The sequence below is a fragment of the Bradyrhizobium sp. UNPF46 genome (genome assembly GCF_006658625.1).
GTDB classification, from domain to species: Bacteria; Pseudomonadota; Alphaproteobacteria; order Rhizobiales; family Xanthobacteraceae; genus Bradyrhizobium; species Bradyrhizobium nitroreducens.
On the sequence record NZ_LFJB01000018.1, the window covers coordinates 14,368 to 34,414 of the forward strand.

At 65.8% G+C, this 20,047-nt stretch carries 15 protein-coding genes; 6 read left to right on the plus strand and 9 right to left on the minus strand.

Translation table 11 applies throughout. The annotated features are described in order from the left end of the window. Window positions 1–7 precede the first annotated feature (7 nt). A complete protein-coding gene (locus UNPF46_RS08360; RefSeq protein WP_142249669.1) occupies window positions 8–847 on the plus strand; it encodes a sterol desaturase family protein in 840 nt (279 codons plus the stop codon). A 14-nt stretch (window positions 848–861) separates the two neighbouring features. Here UNPF46_RS08360 and UNPF46_RS08365 read toward each other — a convergent pair whose 3' ends face one another. From UNPF46_RS08365 to UNPF46_RS08380, 4 genes are all read right to left on the minus strand, one after another. Then, window positions 862–2,361, minus strand: coding sequence for a phosphomannomutase/phosphoglucomutase (locus tag UNPF46_RS08365; RefSeq protein ID WP_142249670.1), 1,500 nt, complete (start codon window positions 2,359–2,361; stop codon window positions 862–864). 192 nt (window positions 2,362–2,553) lie between these two features. Further along, a complete protein-coding gene (locus tag UNPF46_RS08370) occupies window positions 2,554–3,066 on the minus strand; it encodes a TIGR02281 family clan AA aspartic protease (protein WP_100174923.1) in 513 nt (170 codons plus the stop codon). Window positions 3,067–3,194: 128 nt separating this feature from the next. Next, a complete protein-coding gene (gene hrpB / locus UNPF46_RS08375) occupies window positions 3,195–5,669 on the minus strand; it encodes an ATP-dependent helicase HrpB (protein ID WP_181769843.1) in 2,475 nt (824 codons plus the stop codon). A gap of 176 nt (window positions 5,670–5,845) precedes the next feature. Next, window positions 5,846–7,162 carry a UDP-glucose dehydrogenase family protein gene (locus UNPF46_RS08380; protein WP_100174922.1) on the minus strand — a complete coding sequence of 439 codons (1,317 nt, stop codon included), beginning with the start codon at window positions 7,160–7,162 and terminating at the stop codon, window positions 5,846–5,848. Between the two features lie 200 nt (window positions 7,163–7,362). Between UNPF46_RS08380 and UNPF46_RS08385 the strand changes: the two genes are divergently transcribed. The 3 genes from UNPF46_RS08385 (at window position 7,363) to UNPF46_RS08395 (ending at window position 12,575) form a co-directional block, all read left to right on the plus strand. Then, entirely contained in the window at window positions 7,363–8,430 is a 1,068-nt protein-coding gene (locus UNPF46_RS08385) for an acyltransferase family protein (protein ID WP_142249671.1), read from the plus strand. Between the two features lie 217 nt (window positions 8,431–8,647). Further along, the gene (gene polA / locus UNPF46_RS08390; RefSeq protein ID WP_142249672.1) at window positions 8,648–11,704 is read left to right on the plus strand and encodes a DNA polymerase I; all 3,057 of its coding nucleotides are present in this window, start codon (window positions 8,648–8,650) and stop codon (window positions 11,702–11,704) included. Window positions 11,705–11,939: 235 nt separating this feature from the next. Next, a complete protein-coding gene (locus tag UNPF46_RS08395) occupies window positions 11,940–12,575 on the plus strand; it encodes a LysE family translocator (RefSeq protein ID WP_100174919.1) in 636 nt (211 codons plus the stop codon). Between the two features lie 182 nt (window positions 12,576–12,757). On the opposite strand, the gene UNPF46_RS08400 is transcribed toward UNPF46_RS08395, so the two are convergent. Continuing rightward, entirely contained in the window at window positions 12,758–13,384 is a 627-nt protein-coding gene (locus UNPF46_RS08400) for a glutathione S-transferase family protein (protein ID WP_142249673.1), read from the minus strand. Between the two features lie 201 nt (window positions 13,385–13,585). Here UNPF46_RS08400 and pyrE point away from each other — a divergent pair, with 201 nt between their 5' ends. Both pyrE and UNPF46_RS08410 read left to right on the plus strand, forming a co-directional pair. Continuing rightward, on the plus strand, window positions 13,586–14,149 hold the full coding sequence (pyrE, locus tag UNPF46_RS08405) for an orotate phosphoribosyltransferase (RefSeq protein WP_100174917.1): 564 nt from the start codon (window positions 13,586–13,588) through the stop codon (window positions 14,147–14,149). A gap of 297 nt (window positions 14,150–14,446) precedes the next feature. Beyond that, window positions 14,447–15,226: a DUF2865 domain-containing protein gene (locus UNPF46_RS08410; RefSeq protein ID WP_181769844.1), complete on the plus strand. Its 780-nt coding sequence runs from the start codon at window positions 14,447–14,449 to the stop codon at window positions 15,224–15,226. Window positions 15,227–15,352: 126 nt separating this feature from the next. On the opposite strand, the gene UNPF46_RS08415 is transcribed toward UNPF46_RS08410, so the two are convergent. From UNPF46_RS08415 to UNPF46_RS08430, 4 genes are all read right to left on the minus strand, one after another. Then, entirely contained in the window at window positions 15,353–15,784 is a 432-nt protein-coding gene (locus UNPF46_RS08415; RefSeq protein WP_100174916.1) for a hypothetical protein, read from the minus strand. Window positions 15,785–15,900: 116 nt separating this feature from the next. Continuing rightward, a complete protein-coding gene (pdeM, locus tag UNPF46_RS08420) occupies window positions 15,901–16,572 on the minus strand; it encodes a ligase-associated DNA damage response endonuclease PdeM (RefSeq protein WP_174718707.1) in 672 nt (223 codons plus the stop codon). A gap of 54 nt (window positions 16,573–16,626) precedes the next feature. Continuing rightward, window positions 16,627–19,215, minus strand: coding sequence for a ligase-associated DNA damage response DEXH box helicase (locus tag UNPF46_RS08425; RefSeq protein ID WP_142249674.1), 2,589 nt, complete (start codon window positions 19,213–19,215; stop codon window positions 16,627–16,629). A 265-nt stretch (window positions 19,216–19,480) separates the two neighbouring features. Beyond that, window positions 19,481–19,846, minus strand: coding sequence for a nuclear transport factor 2 family protein (locus tag UNPF46_RS08430; RefSeq protein ID WP_142249675.1), 366 nt, complete (start codon window positions 19,844–19,846; stop codon window positions 19,481–19,483). Window positions 19,847–20,047: the final 201 nt, after the last annotated feature.

Consider the following 20,047-nt stretch of genomic DNA (forward strand, 5'->3'; position numbering starts at 1 on the left):
GGCCGCCATGGGTTACGCGTCCATCCTGCTCGACCCGACGCTCCGTCGCGTGATCCTGTTCACCGCGATCGGCCTGATGCTACTCGAATACGGCATCGGGCGGCTCGCACATCAGGACACCCACGACTGGCGCGAGAGCGTCGCGTCGTTCGGTGTCGCGCTGGGGCAGAATTTGCTCCGCGCGGTCGAGGCCGGAATTCTCGCCGTACCGTTCGCCTTCCTGTACGAGCACCGGCTGTTCGACTTCGAACAGACCAGCCTGCCTGCGCTCGCGGGATTATTCCTGGGCAGCGAGCTTCTCTATTACTGGCAGCATCGCGCCTCGCATCGCATTCGCTGGATGTGGGCGACGCATGCGGTGCATCACTCGACCACGCGGCTGAACCTGACGGCGGCGATCCGGCTCGGCTGGACCGGCAACATCTCGGGCAATTTCCTGTTCTTCCTGCCGCTGGCGCTGATCGGCTTTCACCCGCTCGCGATCGTCGCAATGCTGGGGATCAATCTGCTGTACCAGTTCTTCATCCACAGCGAGTTCGCGCCGAAGCTCGGCGTGCTCGAATGGGTGCTCAACACGCCGAGCCATCATCGCGTGCATCACGCCTGCAACACGCCGTGCCTCGACAAGAACTATGGCGGCATCCTGATCGTGTTCGACCGGCTGTTCGGCACCTTTGCCGAACAGCCCAGCGACCAGCCGCTCCGCTTCGGCCTGGTCGGAGGCACGCCGTCCTTCAATCCGATCCGCATCGCGCTGGGCGAATGGATCGCGATGCTGGGCGACGCATGGAAGGCGCGGGGCGCGGGCGCGAAGCTGCGCGCCCTGTTCGGACCGCCCGGAGGCTGAGCGCGCGCAGGCGCTCAGATCTTCTGATTGTACTCGCCGACTTCCGGATGCGTGCGCAGCACGCTGTTCACCATCTCGAACATGTCGTGCATGCGCTGCTCGGAGACCGGGCTCTCAACCACGACGACGAGCTCGGGCTTGTTGGAGGAGGCGCGCACCAGGCCCCAGCTGCCGTCCTCGACCGTGACGCGCACGCCATTGACGGTGACGAGATCGCGGATCGCCTGTCCTCCGATCTTGGCGCCCTTGGCCTGCAAGCCCTCGAAGTGCTTCACCACCTGCTCGATGACGCCGTACTTGGTCTCGTCGGCGCAATGCGGCGACATGGTCGGCGACGACCAGGTTTTCGGCAGCGCATCCTTCAGGTCAGCCATCGACTTGCCGGGGGCGCGGTCGAGCATGTCGCAAATCGCGAGCGCCGAGACGAGTCCGTCGTCGTAGCCGCGCCCATAAGGCTTGTTGAAGAAGAAATGGCCGGATTTCTCGAAGCCCGCGAGCGCGCCGGTCTCGTGGGTGCGGCGCTTCATGTAGGAATGGCCGGTCTTCCAATAGTCGGTTTTCGCACCCTGCTTCTGCAGCACCGGGTCGGTGACGAACAGGCCGGTCGACTTCACGTCGACGATGAAATGCGCGTCCTTGTGGATCGCCGACATGTCGCGCGCCAGCATCACGCCGACCTTGTCGGCGAAGATCTCCTCGCCGGTATTGTCGACGACGCCGCAGCGGTCGCCGTCGCCGTCGAAGCCCAGGCCGACATCGGCCTTGTGATGCAGTACCGCGTCGCGGATCGCGTGCAGCATCTCCATGTCTTCGGGGTTCGGATTGTATTTCGGGAAGGTGTGGTCGAGCTCGGTGTCGAGCGGGATGACCTCGCAGCCGATCGCCTCCAGCACCTGCGGCGCGAACGCGCCGGCGGTGCCGTTGCCGCAGGCGGCGACGACCTTGAGCTTGCGCTTCAGCTTCGGACGATTGGTGAGATCGGCAATGTAGCGCGCCGGATAATTCTCGTGGAACTGGTAGGAGCCGCCGGCCTTGTTCTTGAACTCGGCATTGAGCACGATCTCCTTCAGCCGCGTCATCTCCTCGGGCCCGAAGGTCAGCGGGCGGTTGGCGCCCATTTTGACGCCGGTCCAGCCGTTGTCGTTGTGCGAGGCGGTGACCATCGCAACGGCGGGCACGTCGAGATCGAACTGCGCGAAATAGGCCATCGGCGTCACCGCAAGCCCGATGTCGTGGACCTTGCAGCCCGCCGCCATCAGGCCGGAAATCAGCGCGTATTTGATCGAGGCCGAATAGCCGCGGAAATCGTGGCCGGTGACGATCTCCTGTTTGACGCCGAGCTCGGCGATCAGCGCGCCAAGACCCATGCCGAGCGCCTGCACGCCCATCAGGTTGATTTCCTTCTGGAACAACCAGCGCGCGTCGTACTCGCGAAAGCCCGTCGGCTTCACCATCGGCTCGGATTCGAAGGCGTAGGTGTTGGGCAGCAGGACGGATTTCGGCTTCGGGAACATTGAGACGATCTCGTGAAAAGAGCAGGAATTGAGGCAGCCTTAGCGAATGCCGGGCCGCAGCGGAAGGCGGGAATGAAGGCTTATGGCCGATAATTGCGGCAGTTTGGTAACGAAGAAACGTTACCGCCGGGGCGGTGGAAGCAAAGAAATCACGTTTGAAATGGACGGCGCCCGATCGCCACAGGCTTTCGCCTATTGCTCCAGCACCATCTGGCCGTTGGAATATTCGAAGCGCTTCAGGCGCGACAGGAAGGAGAGGCCGAGCAGGTTCTCCGACAGCGCCTCGTCGGGCAGCACCATGGCGTCGACGTCGCGCACGATGAGACCGCCGACGTCGAGCATGGCGATGCGGGTGCGCGCGGCCTTGATGGTGCCGTTGGCGGTGGAGACGGTGGCATTGTACGCGCTGCGCGAGGGACGCAGGCCAAAGCGGGCGGCGGAGGTCTCATTGAGCGCAACCACGGAGGCGCCGGTGTCGACCATGAAGCCGATGCGCTGGCCGTCGATCCGGCCCTCAGTCTGGAAATGACCGCGACCGTCGCGGGAAATGGCGAGGCTGCGGCCGCCGGCCGGCGCGGTCGCGGCAACGGCGACAGTGGTCCGCGGCGCCGAGGTTGCGGAGGCCGAACTCATCTTGTCGGCCAGCTGCGCCATGAAAGTGCCGAGGCCGATCAGGACGGCCGCGAAGATCATAATGTTACGCATTACACCACTTCCGAGCCGGAAAGCCCGATTTCACCACGCGACAAGGCTGACCGCGAGCGGAGCTACGCCGGCGCCCGTGTCATTTTGACGAAAAGGATGAGCGGACGGTTAATGCGCCGCCGCGTTTCTCACGTCCCGCGCGGCTTCGCCCGCCTTGTCGGCACCGCGCTCGCCGGATCGTCCGGCCAGGGATGACGGGGATAGCGGCCGCGCAGGTCGGAGCGCACGGCGGCGTAGCTGCCGCGCCAGAAGCCGGGAAGATCGCGCGTCACCTGCACCGGGCGCTGCGCCGGCGACAGCAGTTCCAGCACCAGCGGCACCTTGCCGGCCGCAATCGAGGGATGGGTGTTGAGGCCGAACAATTCCTGCAGCCGCACTGCGATGGTCGGCCCCTGCTCGGCCTCGTAGTCGATCGCGAGCACGCTTCCCGTCGGCGCCTCGAAATGCGTCGGTGCCTCGCGATCGAGCCGCGCGCGCATCTCCCACGGCAGCAGCGCCATCAATGCATCGGAGAGATCGCCGGGCGAAATGTCCTTCAGCGCGATCTTGTCGTAGAGCGCCGGCACCAGCCAATCGTCGCGCCGCGCGATCAATCCGTCGTCGGTAAGATCCGGCCAGCTATCTCCTTCGGCCTTGCGCAGGAACATCACGCGGTCGCGCCATTGCTTGGCGGCCTTCGACCAGGGCAGCCGGTCGAGGCCCGCGGCGATCAATCCATCCGCGAAGATGCGCGCGGTGTCCTCCGAGGGAGACACGGCCATCGTCGCCTCGGACAGCGTGATCGCATGCAGCACACGCTTGCGCCGCGCGCGCAGCGCCATGGCGCCGCGATCGAACGAGATCTCGTCGGCGGTAGCGATATGCTCGGCAAAATGCCGTTCGATCTCGCCCTCGGAGATCTGCGCAGCGAGCAGGATACGTCCGCTCGCCGCCGTTCCCGTCATTTCGCCGATCGCGATGTAGGGCGCGCGGGCGAGCGAGGAGGTCTGCTCGACGGCGGCGCCGCGGCCATTGGCAAGGACAAAACTGCCATTGCCGCGATTGCGGGCAACCCGGTCCGGGAAGGCATAGGCCAGCATCAGGCCGGTCGAGAGATCCTCCTGCGGTCCAGCCTTCTCCGAGGCCGCAACCTGCGAGGCCCAGCGCCGCGCGAGGTCGCGCGCGCTGGCAGCGCGCGGCGAGCGATCACGGCGGAACTGGTCGCGCCGGTGCTCGAGATCGACGCTGTCACCGCCAAGCCCGCGCTCGGTGATGATGGCGGCGATCTCGGCGGCGGCTTCGCCCTCGCCGGCGCGATGCGAATCCACGATCATGCGCGCCAGCCGCGGCGGCAGCGCCAGCGCGCGCAGGCTCTTGCCTTCGGCGGTGATGCGGCCGTCGCCATCGAGCGCGTTGAGCTCCACGAGCAGGCTCTTGGCCTCTTTCCACGCGGGCCCCGGCGGCGGATCGAGGAACGACAGCGCGGCGGGATCGCTGACGCCCCATTGCGCGAGATCGAGCACCAGCGAAGACAGGTCGGCACTCAGGATTTCCGGCTGGGTGTAGGGCGCGAGCGAGGCCGTCTGCGGCTCGTCCCAGAGCCGGTAGCAGACCCCGGGCTCGGTACGGCCGGCGCGGCCGCGGCGCTGGTCCACCGCCGCGCGCGCGGCGCGCACGGTCTCGAGCCGCGTGAGGCCGATATCGGGCTCATAGCGCGGCACACGGGCAAGCCCGGAATCGACCACGATGCGCACGCCTTCGATCGTCAGCGAGGTCTCCGCGATCGAGGTCGCCAGCACCACCTTGCGCATGCCCCTGGGCGCGGGAGAAATGGCACGGTCCTGCACGGCAGCATCGAGCGCGCCGAACAGCGGCACGATCTCGATCGAAGCGTCCTGCACACGCTCGCCGAGAAAATTCTGGGTGCGACGGATTTCAGCGGCGCCCGGCAGGAACGCCAGCACGGAGCCGCTGTCGGCCCGCAGCGCGGAGGCGATCGCATCCGCCATCTGCCGCTCGATCGGCGCATCCGCCTTGCGGCCGAGATAGCGGGTCTCGACCGGAAAGGCGCGTCCCTCGCTCTCGACGACGGGCGCATCGCCGAGCAGTTTTCCGACACGCGCGCCATCGAGCGTCGCCGACATCACGAGGATGCGCAAATCTTCGCGCAGGCCGGTCTGCGCGTCGCGGGCCAGCGCGAGGCCCATGTCGGCGTCGAGCGAGCGCTCGTGGAATTCGTCGAACAGGATGGCGGCAACGCCCGAGAGTTCGGGATCGTCGAGGATCTGGCGGGTGAAGATGCCCTCCGTCACCACCTCGATGCGGGTCGCGCGCGAGACCTTCGAGCCGAAGCGGACGCGATAGCCGACGGTCTCCCCAGTGCGCTCGCCGAGCGATTTGGCCATGCGGTCGGCGCTGGCCCTCGCCGCGATGCGCCGCGGCTCCAGCACGATGATCTTCTTGTCCCTGGCCCAGGGCGCATCGAGCAGAGCCAGCGGCACGCGCGTGGTCTTGCCGGCCCCGGGAGGCGCCACCAGCACGGCAGCATTATGCGCCTCCAGCGTGCGCGAGAGGTCGTCGAGCACGGCATCAATGGGGAGGGGCGTGTCGAAGCTGCGGGGCAAAAGTCTATCCGTTCGTCATGCCCGGCCTTCTGCGGGGCATTCACGTCTTACCTCTGGCTCCGTCATTCCGGGGTGGTCCGAAGGACCAGACCCGGAATCTCGAGATTCCGGGTTCGCGCTATGCGCGCCCCGGAATGACAGGGCCACAAGGGCCATCGCGAATAACCAGCCTGCCCTCAGCCCTGCACGGGCGGACGGCCGATGCTGTCGTAGGTGAAGCCGGCGGCTTCCATCTCCTCGGGGCGGTAGATGTTGCGGAGGTCGACGACGACGGGCTGCGCCATGACGCTCTTGAGCCGGTCGAGATCGAGCGCGCGGAACTGCACCCATTCGGTGACGATGACGAGTGCATCGGCGCCTTGCGCGCAGGAATAGGCATCCTCGCAATAGGTGATGCTCGGCAGCTCGCCCTTGGCCTGCTCCATGCCGACGGGATCGTACGCCTTGACCTTGGCGCCCATATCGATCAGGCCCGTCACCAGCGGGATCGACGGCGCATCGCGCATGTCGTCGGTGTCGGGCTTGAAGGTGAGGCCGAGCACCGCGATAGTCTTGCCGCGCAGATTGCCGCCGAGCGCCTGGCTCACCTTGCGCGCCATCGCGCGCTTGCGGTTCTCGTTCACGGCCAGCACGGATTCGACGATGCGCAAGGAGACGTCGTAATCCTGCGCGATCTTGATCAGCGCCTTGGTGTCCTTCGGGAAGCACGAGCCGCCGAAGCCGGGACCGGCATGCAGGAACTTGGTGCCGATGCGGTTGTCCAGGCCAATGCCGCGCGCGACCTCCTGCACGTTGGCGCCGGCCTTCTCGGAGAGATCGGCGATCTCGTTGATGAAAGTGATCTTGGTCGCAAGGAACGCGTTCGCGGCGTATTTGATCATCTCCGCGGTGCGGCGCGCGGTGAACATCAGCGGCGCCTGGTTCAGCGACAGCGGGCGGTAGATGTCGCCCATCACCTTGCGGCCGCGCTCGTCGGAGGTGCCGACCACGACGCGATCGGGAAACTTGAAGTCGCGGATCGCGGCGCCCTCGCGCAGGAACTCGGGGTTCGAGGCGACCACGACATCGGCGTTCGGATTGGTCTCGCGAATGATGCGCTCGACCTCGTCGCCGGTGCCGACAGGCACGGTCGACTTCGTCACCACGACGGTGAAGCCGGACAGCGACTGCGCGATCTCCTTCGCCGCGGCGTAGACATAGGAGAGATCGGCGTGACCGTCGCCGCGGCGCGACGGCGTGCCGACCGCGATGAAGACGGCATCGGCATCCGCGACCGGCTTCGACAGGTCCGTGGTGAAGTCGAGCCGCTTGGCCTTGACGTTGGTCGCGACCAGCTCGTCGAGGCCGGGCTCATAGATCGGGATCTCGCCGCGGTGGAGCGCCGCGATCTTCTTCTCGTCCTTGTCGACGCAGGTGACGTCGTGACCGAAATCGGCAAAGCAGGCGCCGGACACCAGTCCCACATAGCCCGTGCCGATCATCGCGATGCGCATGAAAAGTCCCTGTCTTGAATTGGTTAACGAAACGAAACCCCGACGCCGGGCGGTTTAGCATTTTCCCGAGCGGAAGGAACAGTCCGCATGCAAAAAAGCGGCACGGGAATTGAACCGGTAAAGAAGTCGGAAACCGTGGAGGCCCCACACTGCCCCACACCCGAACAGGACGGCCGGAACACGCCTCGAAAAGGGACACCATGGCACCATCAGGCACAATCGCAGGGAGCGGAGGCACCGAGGCCTCTTCCGCCGCGCGTGTCGACTGGGTCGACTACGCCAAGGGCATCTGCATCATCATGGTCGTGATGATGCATTCGGCGCTGGGGGTCGAGCTCGCCGCCGGCGAGACCGGTTTCATGCATGTTGCCGTGGCCTTCGCAAAGCCGTTCCGGATGCCGGATTTCTTCCTGATCTCCGGCCTGTTCCTACCGCTGGTGATCGACCGGGACTGGCGGACCTATCTCGACCGCAAGGTCGTGCATTTCGCCTATTTTTATGTCGTCTGGGTGACGATCCAGTTCGCCTTCAAGGCGCCGGCTTTCGCGGCTGAGACGGGCTGGCACCATGTTGGCTTCCTGTATCTGGAATCCTTCATCGAACCGTTCGGCACGCTGTGGTTCATCTATCTCCTGCCGATCTTCTTCGTCGTCACAAAACTGACACGCAAGATGCCGCCGCTCGCGGTCTGGCTCGTCGCCGCCGCGCTGGAGACGGCCCGCATCTCGACCGGCTGGACCGTCATCGACGAGTTCTGCGCGCGCTTCGTCTATTTCTATTCAGGCTATCTGTTCGCGCCTTACGTGTTCGCGCTGTCGGACCGTGCGCGGAAACACCCGGCGCTTGCGCTCGCAGCGCTCGCGACCTGGGCGCTGGTCAATGCCGGCCTCGTCGTGCTGGGGGCCAGCGAATGGAAGCTCGTCTCGCTCGTGCTCGGCTTTGCCGGCGCCTGCGCGATCATCACGATGGGCACGCTGCTCGCACGCGCCCAGTGGATGAACTTTTTGCGCTTCTGCGGCGAGCATTCGATCGTGATCTATCTCGCCTTCTTCCTGCCGATGGCGGCGACCCGCACGCTGCTGCTGCGCACCGGCATCATTCCTGATATCGGGACGGTGTCGCTGATCGTCACCGTCGCCGGCGTGCTCGGCGCGCTCGCGATCTGGCGGGTGGCGCTCCGGCTCGGCGGCAATTTCCTGTTCGAGCGGCCAGAGGCGTTCTGGATTGCGCCGAAGAAGGCGGGGCCGGTGTTGCAGGCGGCGGAGTAGCGCCATTCTCGGTGTCGTCGCCCGGCTCGACCGGGCGACCCGGTATTCCAGAGACGATCGTTGTTGATCGATAGGCCGCGGCGTACTGGATTCCCCGCTTTCGCGGGGAATGACAGTGGGGTATGTGGCGAATGACAGCGGGGGATAGCGGCATCCGCAAGCCAAAAATCACCCTTCCAAGGCTGTCAAAGCCCGCAAAAATTCATACATTGCGGCCATGCCCAAAAGCTCCCCAAAGACCTCCGCCAAAGCTGACACCAAGGCCGCCGCCGAGACAAAGCCCGCAGCGCCAGCTGCTGCCAAACCGGTCGCGGCGAAGGCGGCGGGCAAGGGCGACCACATCTTCCTGGTCGACGGTTCCGGCTACATCTTCCGCGCCTATCACGCGCTGCCACCGCTCAACCGCAAGTCCGACGGTCTGCAGGTCAATGCCGTGCTCGGTTTCTGCAACATGCTGTGGAAGCTGCTCCGCGACATGCCCGCCGACAACCGGCCGACCCACCTCGCCATCGTGTTCGACAAGTCGGAAGTCACCTTCCGCAACAAGATCTACCCCGAATACAAGGCGCACCGCCCGCCGGCGCCTGACGATCTCATTCCGCAATTCGCGCTGATCCGCGAAGCCGTGCGCGCGTTCGACCTGCCCTGCCTGGAACAGGGCGGCTTCGAGGCCGACGATTTGATCGCGACCTATGCGCGGCAGGCCAGCGAACGCGGCGCCACCACGACCATCGTGTCCTCCGACAAGGATCTGATGCAGCTCGTGAACGACAAAGTCATGATGTACGACACCATGAAGGACCGCCGCATCGGCGTCCCCGAGGTGATCGAGAAGTTCGGCGTGCCGCCGGAGAAGGTCGTCGAAGTGCAGGCCCTCGCCGGCGATTCCACCGACAACGTGCCCGGCGTGCCCGGCATCGGCATCAAGACGGCGGCGCAGCTGATCGTCGAATATGGCGATCTCGAGCAATTGCTGTTCCGCGCCACCGAGATCAAGCAGCCGAAGCGGCGGGAGGCGCTCATCGAGAACGCGGAGAAGGCGCGGATCTCGCGACAACTCGTGTTGCTCGACGACAATGTGAAGCTGGACGTGCCGCTCGACGACCTCGCGGTCCACGAGCCCGACGCGCGCAAGCTGATCGCCTTCCTGAAGGCGATGGAGTTCACGACGCTGACGCGCCGCGTTGCCGATTATTCGCAGATCGATCCGGCCAATGTCGATGCCGATGCGAGCAACAGCAGCGGCGCCAGGGCTGGCGGCGATGCGGCGAAAGCAAGATCATCCGAGGCCTCGGGCGATCTCTTCACCGCTCCTGCGGCCACCGCAACGGGCGGTGACAAGGGCGACAAGGGCGCCAGCCTGAAAGGCGCGCCGATCTCGCTGGCCACCGCGCGCGAGGAGGCCTTGCGCAAGCTTCCGGTCGACCGAGCCAAGTATCAGGCGATCAAGACGCTCAAGGAGCTCAACGGCTTCATCGCGCGCATTCACGACGCCGGTCATGTCGCGATCGAGCTCAAGGCCAACTCCATCGATCCGATGCAGGCCGATTTCTGCGGCATCGCACTGGCGCTGGCGCCGAACGAGGCCTGCTATGTGCCGCTGGCGCACAAGCAGTCCGGCGGCGGCGCCGGCCTGTTCGACGCCGGCCTCGCTCCGGACCAGGTCAAGCATGAGGATGCGATTGAAGCACTGCGGCCGGTGCTGGAATCACCGGGCATTCTCAAGATCGGCTTCGACGTGAAATTCGCCGCCGTGATGCTGGCGCAGCACGGCATCACCTTGCGCAACATCGACGATGCCAAGCTGATCTCCTACGTGCTCGATGCCGGACGAGGTTCGAATGAACTCGACTCGCTCGCCGAGCGCTGGTTTGGCCATGCCATGCTGAAGGAGAGCGAATTGCTCGGCAGCGGCAAGGGCAAGATCACCTTCGACCAGGTGCCGATCGACAAGGCCGCGGCGCTGTCGGCCGAAGTCGCCGACGTCGCCTTGCGGGTCTGGCGCGTGCTGAAGCCGCGCCTCGTCGCCGAGCACATGACGACGGTCTACGAGACGCTGGAGCGGCCGCTGGTCTCCGTGCTCGCGCGAATGGAGCGGCGCGGCATCTCGATCGACCGCCAGGTGCTGTCGCGTCTCTCCGGCGACTTCGCCCAGACCGCGGCGCGGGTCGAGGCCGAGATCCAGGAGATCGCGGGCGAGCCGGTCAACGTCGGCAGCCCCAAGCAGATCGGCGACATCCTGTTCGGCAAGATGGGACTGTCCGGCGGCACCAAGACCAAGACCGGCGCATGGTCGACCACCGCGCAGGTCCTCGACGATCTCGCCGAGCAGGGCCACGATCTCCCGAAGAAGATTCTGGAGTGGCGCCAGGTCTCGAAGCTGAAATCGACCTACACTGACGCGCTGCCGACTTACGTCAACCCGCAGACCCATCGCGTGCACACGACCTACGCGCTGGCCGCGACCACGACGGGGCGGCTGTCGTCGAACGAGCCGAACCTGCAGAACATCCCTGTTCGTACCGAGGACGGCCGCAAGATCCGCCGCGCCTTCATCGCAACGCCCGGGCACAAGCTCGTCTCCGCCGATTATTCGCAGATCGAGCTGCGTCTGCTGGCGGAGATCGCCGACATTCCCGTGCTGAAGCAGGCGTTCCGCGACGGCCTCGACATTCACGCCATGACGGCGTCGGAGATGTTCGGCGTGCCGATCAAGGGCATGCCGAGCGAGATCCGCCGCCGCGCGAAAGCAATCAATTTTGGCATCATCTACGGCATCTCCGCGTTCGGGCTCGCCAATCAGCTCGGCATCGCCCGCGAGGAAGCCTCAGCCTACATCAAGAAATATTTCGAGCGTTTCCCCGGCATCCGCGCCTACATGGACGAGACGCGCGATTTCTGTCGCAGCCACGGCTACGTCACCACGCTGTTCGGCCGCAAGATGCACTATCCCGACATCAAGGCCTCCAACGCCTCGGTGCGCGCCTTCAACGAGCGCGCCGCGATCAACGCGCGGCTGCAAGGCACCGCCGCCGACATCATCCGCCGCGCCATGACGCGGGTGGAGGACGCGCTCGCGGCAAAGAAACTCTCGGCGCAGATGCTGCTCCAGGTGCATGACGAGTTGATCTTCGAGGTGCCGGACGCCGAAGTCGAGGCGACGCTGCCGGTCGTGCAGCACGTGATGCAGGACGCGCCGTTCCCGGCCGTGAACCTCTCGGTGCCGCTGCATGTCGATGCGCGTGCTGCAAATAATTGGGACGAGGCGCATTAGCGCGCCACATACTCAGCCTGCGAACGCAGGGACCCATGGCCACAGGATCGCGTGGGGCGAAGATTGCCCATGACCATGCCGTGTCAAACTTCTCCCTGGGGGTATGGGTCCCCCGCGTTCGCGGGGACGACACTGAAGTGGTCTGCGGGGACCGAATTGTCCTCCGAGCAATTGCACGATGGCCCAGTGCGGCCTTGCATATTAGAACCGTACCGTCTTCCACCCCGGTTCACCCATGCCCCACACATCCGCCCTGCTCGGCTTTGCCCTCGTCTGCCTCGGTCTCGTGCTGACGCCGGGGCCGAACATGATCTATTTGATCTCGCGCTCGATCACGCAAGGACCGGCTGCCGGCATCGTCTCGCTCGGCGGCGTGGCGCTCGGCTTCGTGTTCTACATGCTGTGTGCGGCGTTCGGCATCACCGCGCTGCTGCTCGCTGTTCCCTTTGCCTATGACGCGTTGCGCTTTGCCGGCGCCGGCTATCTGCTGTGGCTCGCCTGGCAGGCGGTGAAGCCGGGCGGACGCTCGCCATTCCAGGTAAAGCAGCTCGCGATCGATAGCCCGCGCAAATTGTTCGCGATGGGCTTCGTCACCAATCTGCTCAATCCGAAGATCGCGATGCTGTATCTGGCGCTGCTGCCGCAGTTCATCGATCCCGCCGCCGGCAGCGTGCTGACGCAGTCAGTCGTGCTGGGCGCGATCCAGATCGCGATCAGCGTCAGCGTGAACGCGATGATCGCGCTGGCCGCCGGATCGATCGCGCTGTTCCTGGCGAACCGGCCGAGCTGGATGCTGGTGCAGCGCTGGCTGATGGGCACGGTGCTGGCCGGGCTTGCCGTGCGGATGGCGGTGGAAGCGAAGAAGGTGTGAGATATTTCTTCACCCTCCCCTCGAGGGGGAGGGTCGGCTCGCATTGAGCGCAGCGAAATGTGAGACGGGGTGGGGTGAAAGTCCCTCCCCGCCGAACACTGCCCGCGTTGAGAGATCACCCCACCCCGCTCGCGTTGCGCGCGATCGACCCTCCCCCTCCAGGGGAGGGTAAGAGCTTCCCATCAATCCAGCTTCGCCTCCATTCCCCGCTTCACCGCCGGGCGGGCCATCAGGGCCTCGTACCAGCGCTTGACGTTGGGAAAATCGGCCAGATCAACCTTGTGGCGAGGATGGCGCCAGGCCCAGCCCAGGATCGCAAAATCGGCAATCGAGAGGTCGCCGGCGACGAAGTCGTGGTCGGCGAGGCGGCGGTCCAACACGCCGTAGAGCCGGCGCGTCTCGGCCATGTAACGCTTCAGGCCGTAGGCACGGTCCTGCTCGTTTTCGAGCGCGATGAAATGGTGCACCTGGCCGGGCATCGGGCCGAAGCCGCCCATCTGCCACATCAGCCATTCGTAGACCGGGACGCGCGCGCCCAGCGATTTCGGCAGGAATTTGCCGGTCTTTTCACCGAGATAGAGCAGGATCGCGCCGGATTCGAAGATGCTGACGGGCTTGCCGTCCGGGCCGTCGGGGTCGACGATTGCCGGGATCTTGTTGTTCGGGGAGAGCTTCAGGAACCCCTCGGCCATCTGCTCGCCCTTGGTGATGTTCACCGGGACCACCTTGTAGGGCAGCCCCATCTCCTCCAGCGCGACCGAGATCTTGCGGCCGTTCGGCGTGTTCCAGGTGTGCAGCTCGATGGTCATTTTCGCTTCCTTCCCATGCCCGTTTCCTCCCGGAGGAGGCGTCGGCCCGATCCGGGCTCTCACCTACTCCAGAAGGTCGCGCCCCCACAACCGGCGGCCGGGGATGGCCGATCCCTGTTGACGAGGGACGCCCCCTCTGGAATGTCGCTGCTGTCACGGATAAATTCCGCCTTCTTTAAAAACGTTGTTCGAGGGACCGCTGTGTCGAAATCTGCCTCCCGCGCCCGCCTGTTCGAAATCATCCGCCGGCGCTCCTTCGGCCGCGGCGAGGTGACGCTCGCGTCGGGCCGCAAGAGCGATTTCTACTTCAACCTCAAGCCGACCATGCTCGACCCCGAGGGGGCGACGCTGCTCGCCGAACTGACCTATGAGACGCTGAAGGACGACAATCTCGATTTCATCGGCGGGCTCGAGATGGGCGCGGTGCCGCTCGCCGGCGCGCTGGCGCAGATCTCATGGATCAAGGGCCATCCGATCGCGGCGTTCTTCGTGCGCAAGAAGCCGAAGGAGCACGGCGCCAAGCTCGCGATCGAAGGCCTGCCCAAGGGCGAGACGCTGGCCGGCAAGCGCGTCGTGATCGTCGAGGACGTCACCACGACGGGGGGCTCGGCGATGAAGGCGGTGGAATCCGTGCGCGAGACCGGCGCCGAAGTGGTGCTGGTGCTGACCATGGTCGATCGCGAGGAAGGCGCCACCGACACGTTCGGCGCGGCCGGCCTGCCGTTCCGCTCGCTGTACAAGGCCTCGGAATTCTTGAAGGGGTAGCGATTCTCGCTCCCGTGTCCCGGGCGCGGCGCAGCGCCCCCGGCGATGCGCCGCTGAACCGGGACCCAGTCTTGTTTTCCGATCCGCATGGGCCCCGGCTCTGCAGCGCACCGCTGAAGGAGCGCTGCGCAGCGTCCGGGGCACGAGACCGGCTCCCTCCTCAACCGCTCATTTACCATCCCACGTTATGGTGAATCATGTGCTGAGTTCCCTTGGGGATCCCGGCCGGTTCAGTAGCGTCGGGTGGAGTGAGCGTTGCGTACAGTCCTGTCCCATGCGCGCCGGCGGCGTCGCGCGATGCTTGTAGCCGCCGCGCTTGCAGCACCGCTGCTTGCGGCTCCCGCCCCGGTTTCGGCCGAAGGCCTGTTCGACTTCTTCTTCGGCGGCATGCAACAGCAGCGGCCGCAGCGCGAGGTGCCGCAGCAGGCGAGCTCCTACGCCGATCCCTTCACCGGCCAGCAAAATGCCGCAACCCAGCCATATGTGCCGCCAACCCGCTCGGCGGCCGCCGGAGGCTCAGGACCTGCCTTCTGCGTGCGTAGCTGCGACGGCAAATATTTCCCGCTGATGCGCGGCCTCGCCTCGCCGGCGCAGATGTGTCAGGCGTTCTGTCCCGCCAGCGCGACCAAGGTCTATTTCGGCTCCTCGATCGACGGTGCGGCGTCGCAGACCGGCGAGCGCTATGCCGACAGCGAGAACGCCTTCGCCTATCGCAAGGCGCTGCGTTCGGACTGCACCTGCAACGGCCGCGAGCCGGTCGGCCTTGCCCCGGTCGATCTCGCGCTGGACTCCTCGCTGAAAGCCGGCGACGTCATTGCCACCACCGACGGCCTCGTCGCCTATACCGGCATTCGCGTCGGCAACGACCAGGCTGCCGACTTCACGCCCGTTGCCTCCTACCCCGGCCTCACCGCCCAGGTCCGCGCCCGCCTCGGCGAGATGAAGGTGGCCCCGGTGCGCGCCGAGACGGTGTCGGCGGATGCGCCCGCCGCGGAGATCGTGCGCGAGACGCTGCCCAATGTGACGGTGCCGAAGACGGCGACGCAGAAACCGGCGAAGCGGGCTGGGTTGGAGTAGTAGCAAGGATTGTCATTCCGGGACGATGCGACAGCATCGAACTATGGTGCGCAATTGCGCACCTGAGAATCTCGAGATTCCGGGTTCATCGCTGCGCGATGCCCCGGAATGACGGCGAGCGCGCCGTCACCTCCCGATGATCACCCCGATCACGTTCGGCGCCGCCAGATATTTCTCCTCGATCGCCGCGCGCGCGGCAGCGCGATTTTCCGCCGTCAGCAATCCGCGCTTCTCCGCCAAAATCATCCAGCAGAAACCCCACCAGTCCGTCAGCATGCCCTGATCGCCGACGAGGTCGTAGCCCTGCTCCGCCGCGAAGATACGCGCCTGCGCTTCGTCCAGCGTGTCCAGGAAAAGATGATCCTCGGTCGAGAACAGTTCGTCGCTGACGTCGTCGATGGTGTAGCCCCAGATCGACTGGCACACCGCGTTGAACTCGCGGTCGAACTGGTCGTCGTCGATCCGCTGGCGCCGCGCCGCCTGATGCAGCCGCGACAGCGAGCGCGCGAAATCGGCGATCCGGGTGAGGGCAAATTGATCGAAGGCGATGGTGGACATCTAGTCCTCGCAAAGTCTGACAGACGCTAGATATTGTGTCGGCAACGCGCCGAATCACAATGATATATCAAAGACTTGCTAAAGTGTTCTTAATTTGTTCTGGACGCGCCGAAATTTCAGGAGCAGCGCGAGGCCGCAATGGCGTGGACGCGGCGGTCGCCGAGCAGATGCGCCACAAAGCCCCGGGCCGGAAAGATCTTCGCGAAGGCGGCATCGCGGATGCTGAGGCCGCCGGCATAGGCGCCGAACGCCGGCATCACCGCGCGCATCCCGTCGGAGGCGAAGCAGCGGCGCTCCAGGAACCGGCCGCGCGCCGAGACCCGCGCCTTGGGATGGAGATGGCCGGCGACCTCGCCGCGCGCGCCGGTCGGCTCGTGACGGAAGGTGATCGGACCGATCGCAACCTCGTCCGCGACTGTGCCGCCGAGATCGCGCGGCAGCATCGGATCGTGGTTGCCGGAGATCCAGATCCAGTCGCGACCGGTCTGGAGCGCGGCGACGGCATCGCGATCGTCCGGCGACAACCGCTCATGTGCGAAGCGATCGTGAAAGCTGTCGCCGAGTGCAATCACGGTACGCGGATCATGGCGGGAGATGACTGCAGCCAGGCGGCTCAGCGTCGCCAGCGTGTCGTAAGGCGGCAGCAGCACGCCGCGGGTGGCGAAGCTGGAGCCTTTTTCCAGATGCAGGTCGGAGACGACGAGCAGGCGCTGCTCTTCCCAGAACAGTGCGCCGGAGAGATCGGCGGCGAAGGTCACATCGCTGATGGCAACTGTCGACACGCGCATGTCGTCGACATCCCCCGAAACCTGCGCGCCTGTCGTCACGTCAAGAACCTGCTGCTATCCCATCGCCTCTTTGACGAGCTCGTCGGCGGCTTCCGCCAAGAGCTCGTCTGCAGCTTCGCCATAGACTGACTCGCGGCCGATTTCCAGCATTACGGGCACGGCCAGCGGGGAGACACGGTCGAGTTCCCGGTGCGTGATGCGGCCCTGGATACGTACCAGCATGTCGCTGAGGCGACGCAGGTCGAGCAGGCCGGTAGCGGCATCGGCGCGCGCGGCGCGCAGGAGGACGTGATCGGCCTGGTGCTTGCGCAACACGTCGTAGACGAGATCGGTCGAGAACAGCACCTGGCGGCGGCTCTTCTCTTCGCCGGTATGCCGGCGCGTGATCAGGCCGGAGATGATGGCGCAGTTGCGGAACGTGCGCTTCATCAGCGCGGATTCGGCGAGCCAGGCCTCGAGATCGTCGCCGAGCATGTCGGGGTCGAACAGCGCGTTGAGATCGATCCGGCCGTCGCGGATCATGGAGGAGAGATCGCCGAGCCCCCAGATCGCCACCGCATATTCATTGGCGACGAAGCCGAGCGGGCGCGCGCGGGCGCGCTCCAGCCGGCGCGTCAGCAGCATGCCGAGGGTCTGATGCGCGAGACGTCCCTCGAAGGGATAGCAGACGATGTAGTGCTTGTTGGCGCGCGGAAAGCTTTCGACCAGGAGCTCGCGCACCGCCGGCACGCTGCTGACATCCTTCTGCAACGACAGCCAGTCGCGCACCTGCTCCGGCAAGCCGCCCCAGGCGCGGCCGTCGTCGAGCAGACGGCGCACGCGTTCGGCGAGATAGGTCGAGAGCGGAAACTTGCCGCCCATATAGGACGGCACTTTCGGGTCCTTGTCATGCGCGCGCGAGACATAGACCTGGTCCTCGACCAGGGTCTCGTAGCGCACCACCTCGCCTGAGAACACGAAGGTATCGCCGGGCGAGAGGCCCTCGATGAAGGCTTCCTCGATCTCGCCGAGCAGCCGGCCGCCGCGTGCGATCACGCCGGTCGAGCCGCCTGCTTTGCCATGGCCGCCGCCGCGCGAGCGCACCAGGCGAACCTTGAGCATGTCGTCCTCGACGATGGTGCCGACATTCATGCGGTAGCTTTGCCGCACCTTGGGATTGGCGACGCGCCAGCGTCCTTCCTTGTCCTGCTTGATGCGCGCGAAGCGCTCATAGGTCTTCAGCGCGTAGCCGCCGGAGGCGACGAAATCGACGACATCGTCGAAATCCTGCCGCGACAAATCGGCGTAAGGCGCAGCAGTGCGCACCTCGGCATAGAGTTCATTAGAGAGGAACGGCTCGCCGCAGGCGCGGCCCAGCACATGCTGCGCCAGAACGTCGAGCGCGCCGGTGCGCAGCGGCGGCGTGTCCTGTGCATTCTCGGCAATGGCGTCGATCGCGACGCGGCACTCCAGCACCTCGAAACGATTGGCCGGCACCAGCACCGCGCGCGAGGCCTCGTCGAGGCGATGGTTGGCGCGGCCGATGCGCTGCATCAGGCGCGAGGAGCCCTTGGGCGCACCGATGTTGACGACGAGATCGACGTCGCCCCAATCGACGCCGAGATCGAGTGACGACGTGCAGACCACGCCGCGCAGCCGGCCGGCCGACATCGCGTCCTCGACCTTGCGGCGCTGGGCAACGTCGAGCGAGCCGTGATGCAGCGCAATCGCAAGGCCGTCGTCGTTCATGGCCCAGAGATTCTGGAACAGCATCTCGGCCTGGCTGCGGGTGTTGACGAAGACCAGCGTGGTCTTGTTCGCCTTGATCAGCTCGTAGATCTCGGGGAGCGCGTGGCGCGCGCTGTGGCCGGCCCAGGGCAGGCGTTCGCGCGTGTCGAGCATCTCGACTTCAGGCGGCGCCGCACCGCCGGCGACGACGATGTCGGCTGCTCGCTCCCGGCCATCGGGCTGCGGCACCAGGAAGCGCGCGAGCTGCTCCGGCTCGGCCACCGTCGCCGACAAGCCGATCGCGCGCATCTGCGGCGCCAGCCGCCACAGCCGCGCGAGGCCGAGCGAGAGCAGGTCGCCGCGCTTGGACGTCACCAGCGCATGCAATTCGTCGAGCACGATGCGCTTGAGGGAGGAGAACAGGAACGGCGCATCGTCGGAGGACAGCAGCAGCGCGAGCTGCTCGGGCGTCGTCAGCAGCACATCAGGCGGATAGCGCCGCTGCCGCTGGCGCCGCGATACCGGCGTATCGCCGGTGCGGGTCTCGACCTTGATCGGCAGGCCCATCTCCGCGATCGGCCGCTCGAGGTTGCGCGCGATGTCGACGGCCAGCGCCTTGAGCGGCGAGATGTAGAGCGTGTGCAGGCCGCCGGTCCGTTGCAGGCCGCGGCCGGTGGAGACGAGGCTTTGCTTCGCGCCTGCGTCCCGCTCGACCGCCTGGGTCGAAAGCTCCACCAGCGTCGGCAGAAATCCCGCCAGCGTCTTGCCCGCGCCGGTTGGCGCAATCAACAGGGCCGAGCGGTCCTCGCGCGCCTTCTCCAGCAGTGCCAATTGATGCGCGCGCGGCGACCAGCCGCGGGCCGCGAACCACGCCTTGAAGCGGTTGGGCAGCAGCGAAGGCGTCTCGGCCTGACTTTTGAGGATACGGCGCGTCACGCCATGACAGGTAAGCCGCGAGAGTGGCTTCGTCGAGGGGTGTGCCCTCCCCGCTGCACGGGGAGGGTGGTCGCTCAACGGCGCGACCTGAGCACGCGCCTCGTCCTTCGAGACGGCGCTTCGCGCCTCCTCAGGATGAGGCTAAGCAGCATCAGTGCTCGTTGGAACTAGCGCAACGCACACAATCCTCATCCTGAGGGCCCGCCAAAGGCGGGCGTCTCGAAGGATGGCCACAGGCGAGATCGCTCCGCGACGGGCCGCGGTCTCACGCCCCGGCCGGCACCTGATCGAGAAATCCGGTCACGCTTCTGATCCGGCCGTCCTTCAGCACGGCGAAATCAGTGCCCTTGATCGGACTGTCGGCGCCGTCGGGACCGAGGCCCCAGGAAAAGCGGATGTGGTCGCCATAACCGTTGGGCTCGCCGATCAGAGTGAATTTGAAATCGGGAAAGCGCTGCTGCACGCCCGCGATCAGCGCCTCGATGCCGTCGCGGCCATCGCCCTTCATCAGGGGATCGACATAGCTCGCATCATTCGTCCAGTTCTCGCCGAGCAGCTCGCGGCGGCGGCCGGCCGAGCGCTCGTTCCAGAGCTCGATGTAGCGGCGGGCGACGGTGGTGGGGTCGGTCATGATGCTCTCCTTCGATGGCGCCGTATTCGGCTGCCGTCACTATCGAAGGTTCGGGAGCGCCAATCGATTACCTCGCAGGTCATGCGCATGATCCGGAAAAGTGTGGAGCGGTTTTCCGATCAGATCATGCGCAAAGAGAACAAAGTCGCGCAAAAAAGAGAGCGCGATGACGTCGTCATCGCGCTCTCTTCGTATGCCTGT

What these genes read in the sequence shown, in the direction of transcription:
- polA (WP_142249672.1), top strand. Translation starts at nt 8,648, where the DNA reads ATGCCCAAAAGCTCCCCAAAGACCTCCGCCAAAGCTGACACCAAGGCC.
- UNPF46_RS08395 (WP_100174919.1), top strand. Translation starts at nt 11,940, where the DNA reads ATGCCCCACACATCCGCCCTGCTCGGCTTTGCCCTCGTCTGCCTCGGT.
- pdeM (WP_174718707.1), bottom strand. Translation starts at nt 16,572, where the DNA reads ATGCGCGTGTCGACAGTTGCCATCAGCGATGTGACCTTCGCCGCCGAT.
- UNPF46_RS08365 (WP_142249670.1), bottom strand. Translation starts at nt 2,361, where the DNA reads ATGTTCCCGAAGCCGAAATCCGTCCTGCTGCCCAACACCTACGCCTTC.
- UNPF46_RS08400 (WP_142249673.1), bottom strand. Translation starts at nt 13,384, where the DNA reads ATGACCATCGAGCTGCACACCTGGAACACGCCGAACGGCCGCAAGATC.
- UNPF46_RS08385 (WP_142249671.1), top strand. Translation starts at nt 7,363, where the DNA reads ATGGCACCATCAGGCACAATCGCAGGGAGCGGAGGCACCGAGGCCTCT.
- UNPF46_RS08410 (WP_181769844.1), top strand. Translation starts at nt 14,447, where the DNA reads ATGCTTGTAGCCGCCGCGCTTGCAGCACCGCTGCTTGCGGCTCCCGCC.
- UNPF46_RS08380 (WP_100174922.1), bottom strand. Translation starts at nt 7,162, where the DNA reads ATGCGCATCGCGATGATCGGCACGGGCTATGTGGGACTGGTGTCCGGC.
- UNPF46_RS08415 (WP_100174916.1), bottom strand. Translation starts at nt 15,784, where the DNA reads ATGTCCACCATCGCCTTCGATCAATTTGCCCTCACCCGGATCGCCGAT.
- UNPF46_RS08430 (WP_142249675.1), bottom strand. Translation starts at nt 19,846, where the DNA reads ATGACCGACCCCACCACCGTCGCCCGCCGCTACATCGAGCTCTGGAAC.
- UNPF46_RS08370 (WP_100174923.1), bottom strand. Translation starts at nt 3,066, where the DNA reads ATGCGTAACATTATGATCTTCGCGGCCGTCCTGATCGGCCTCGGCACT.
- UNPF46_RS08360 (WP_142249669.1), top strand. Translation starts at nt 8, where the DNA reads ATGGGTTACGCGTCCATCCTGCTCGACCCGACGCTCCGTCGCGTGATC.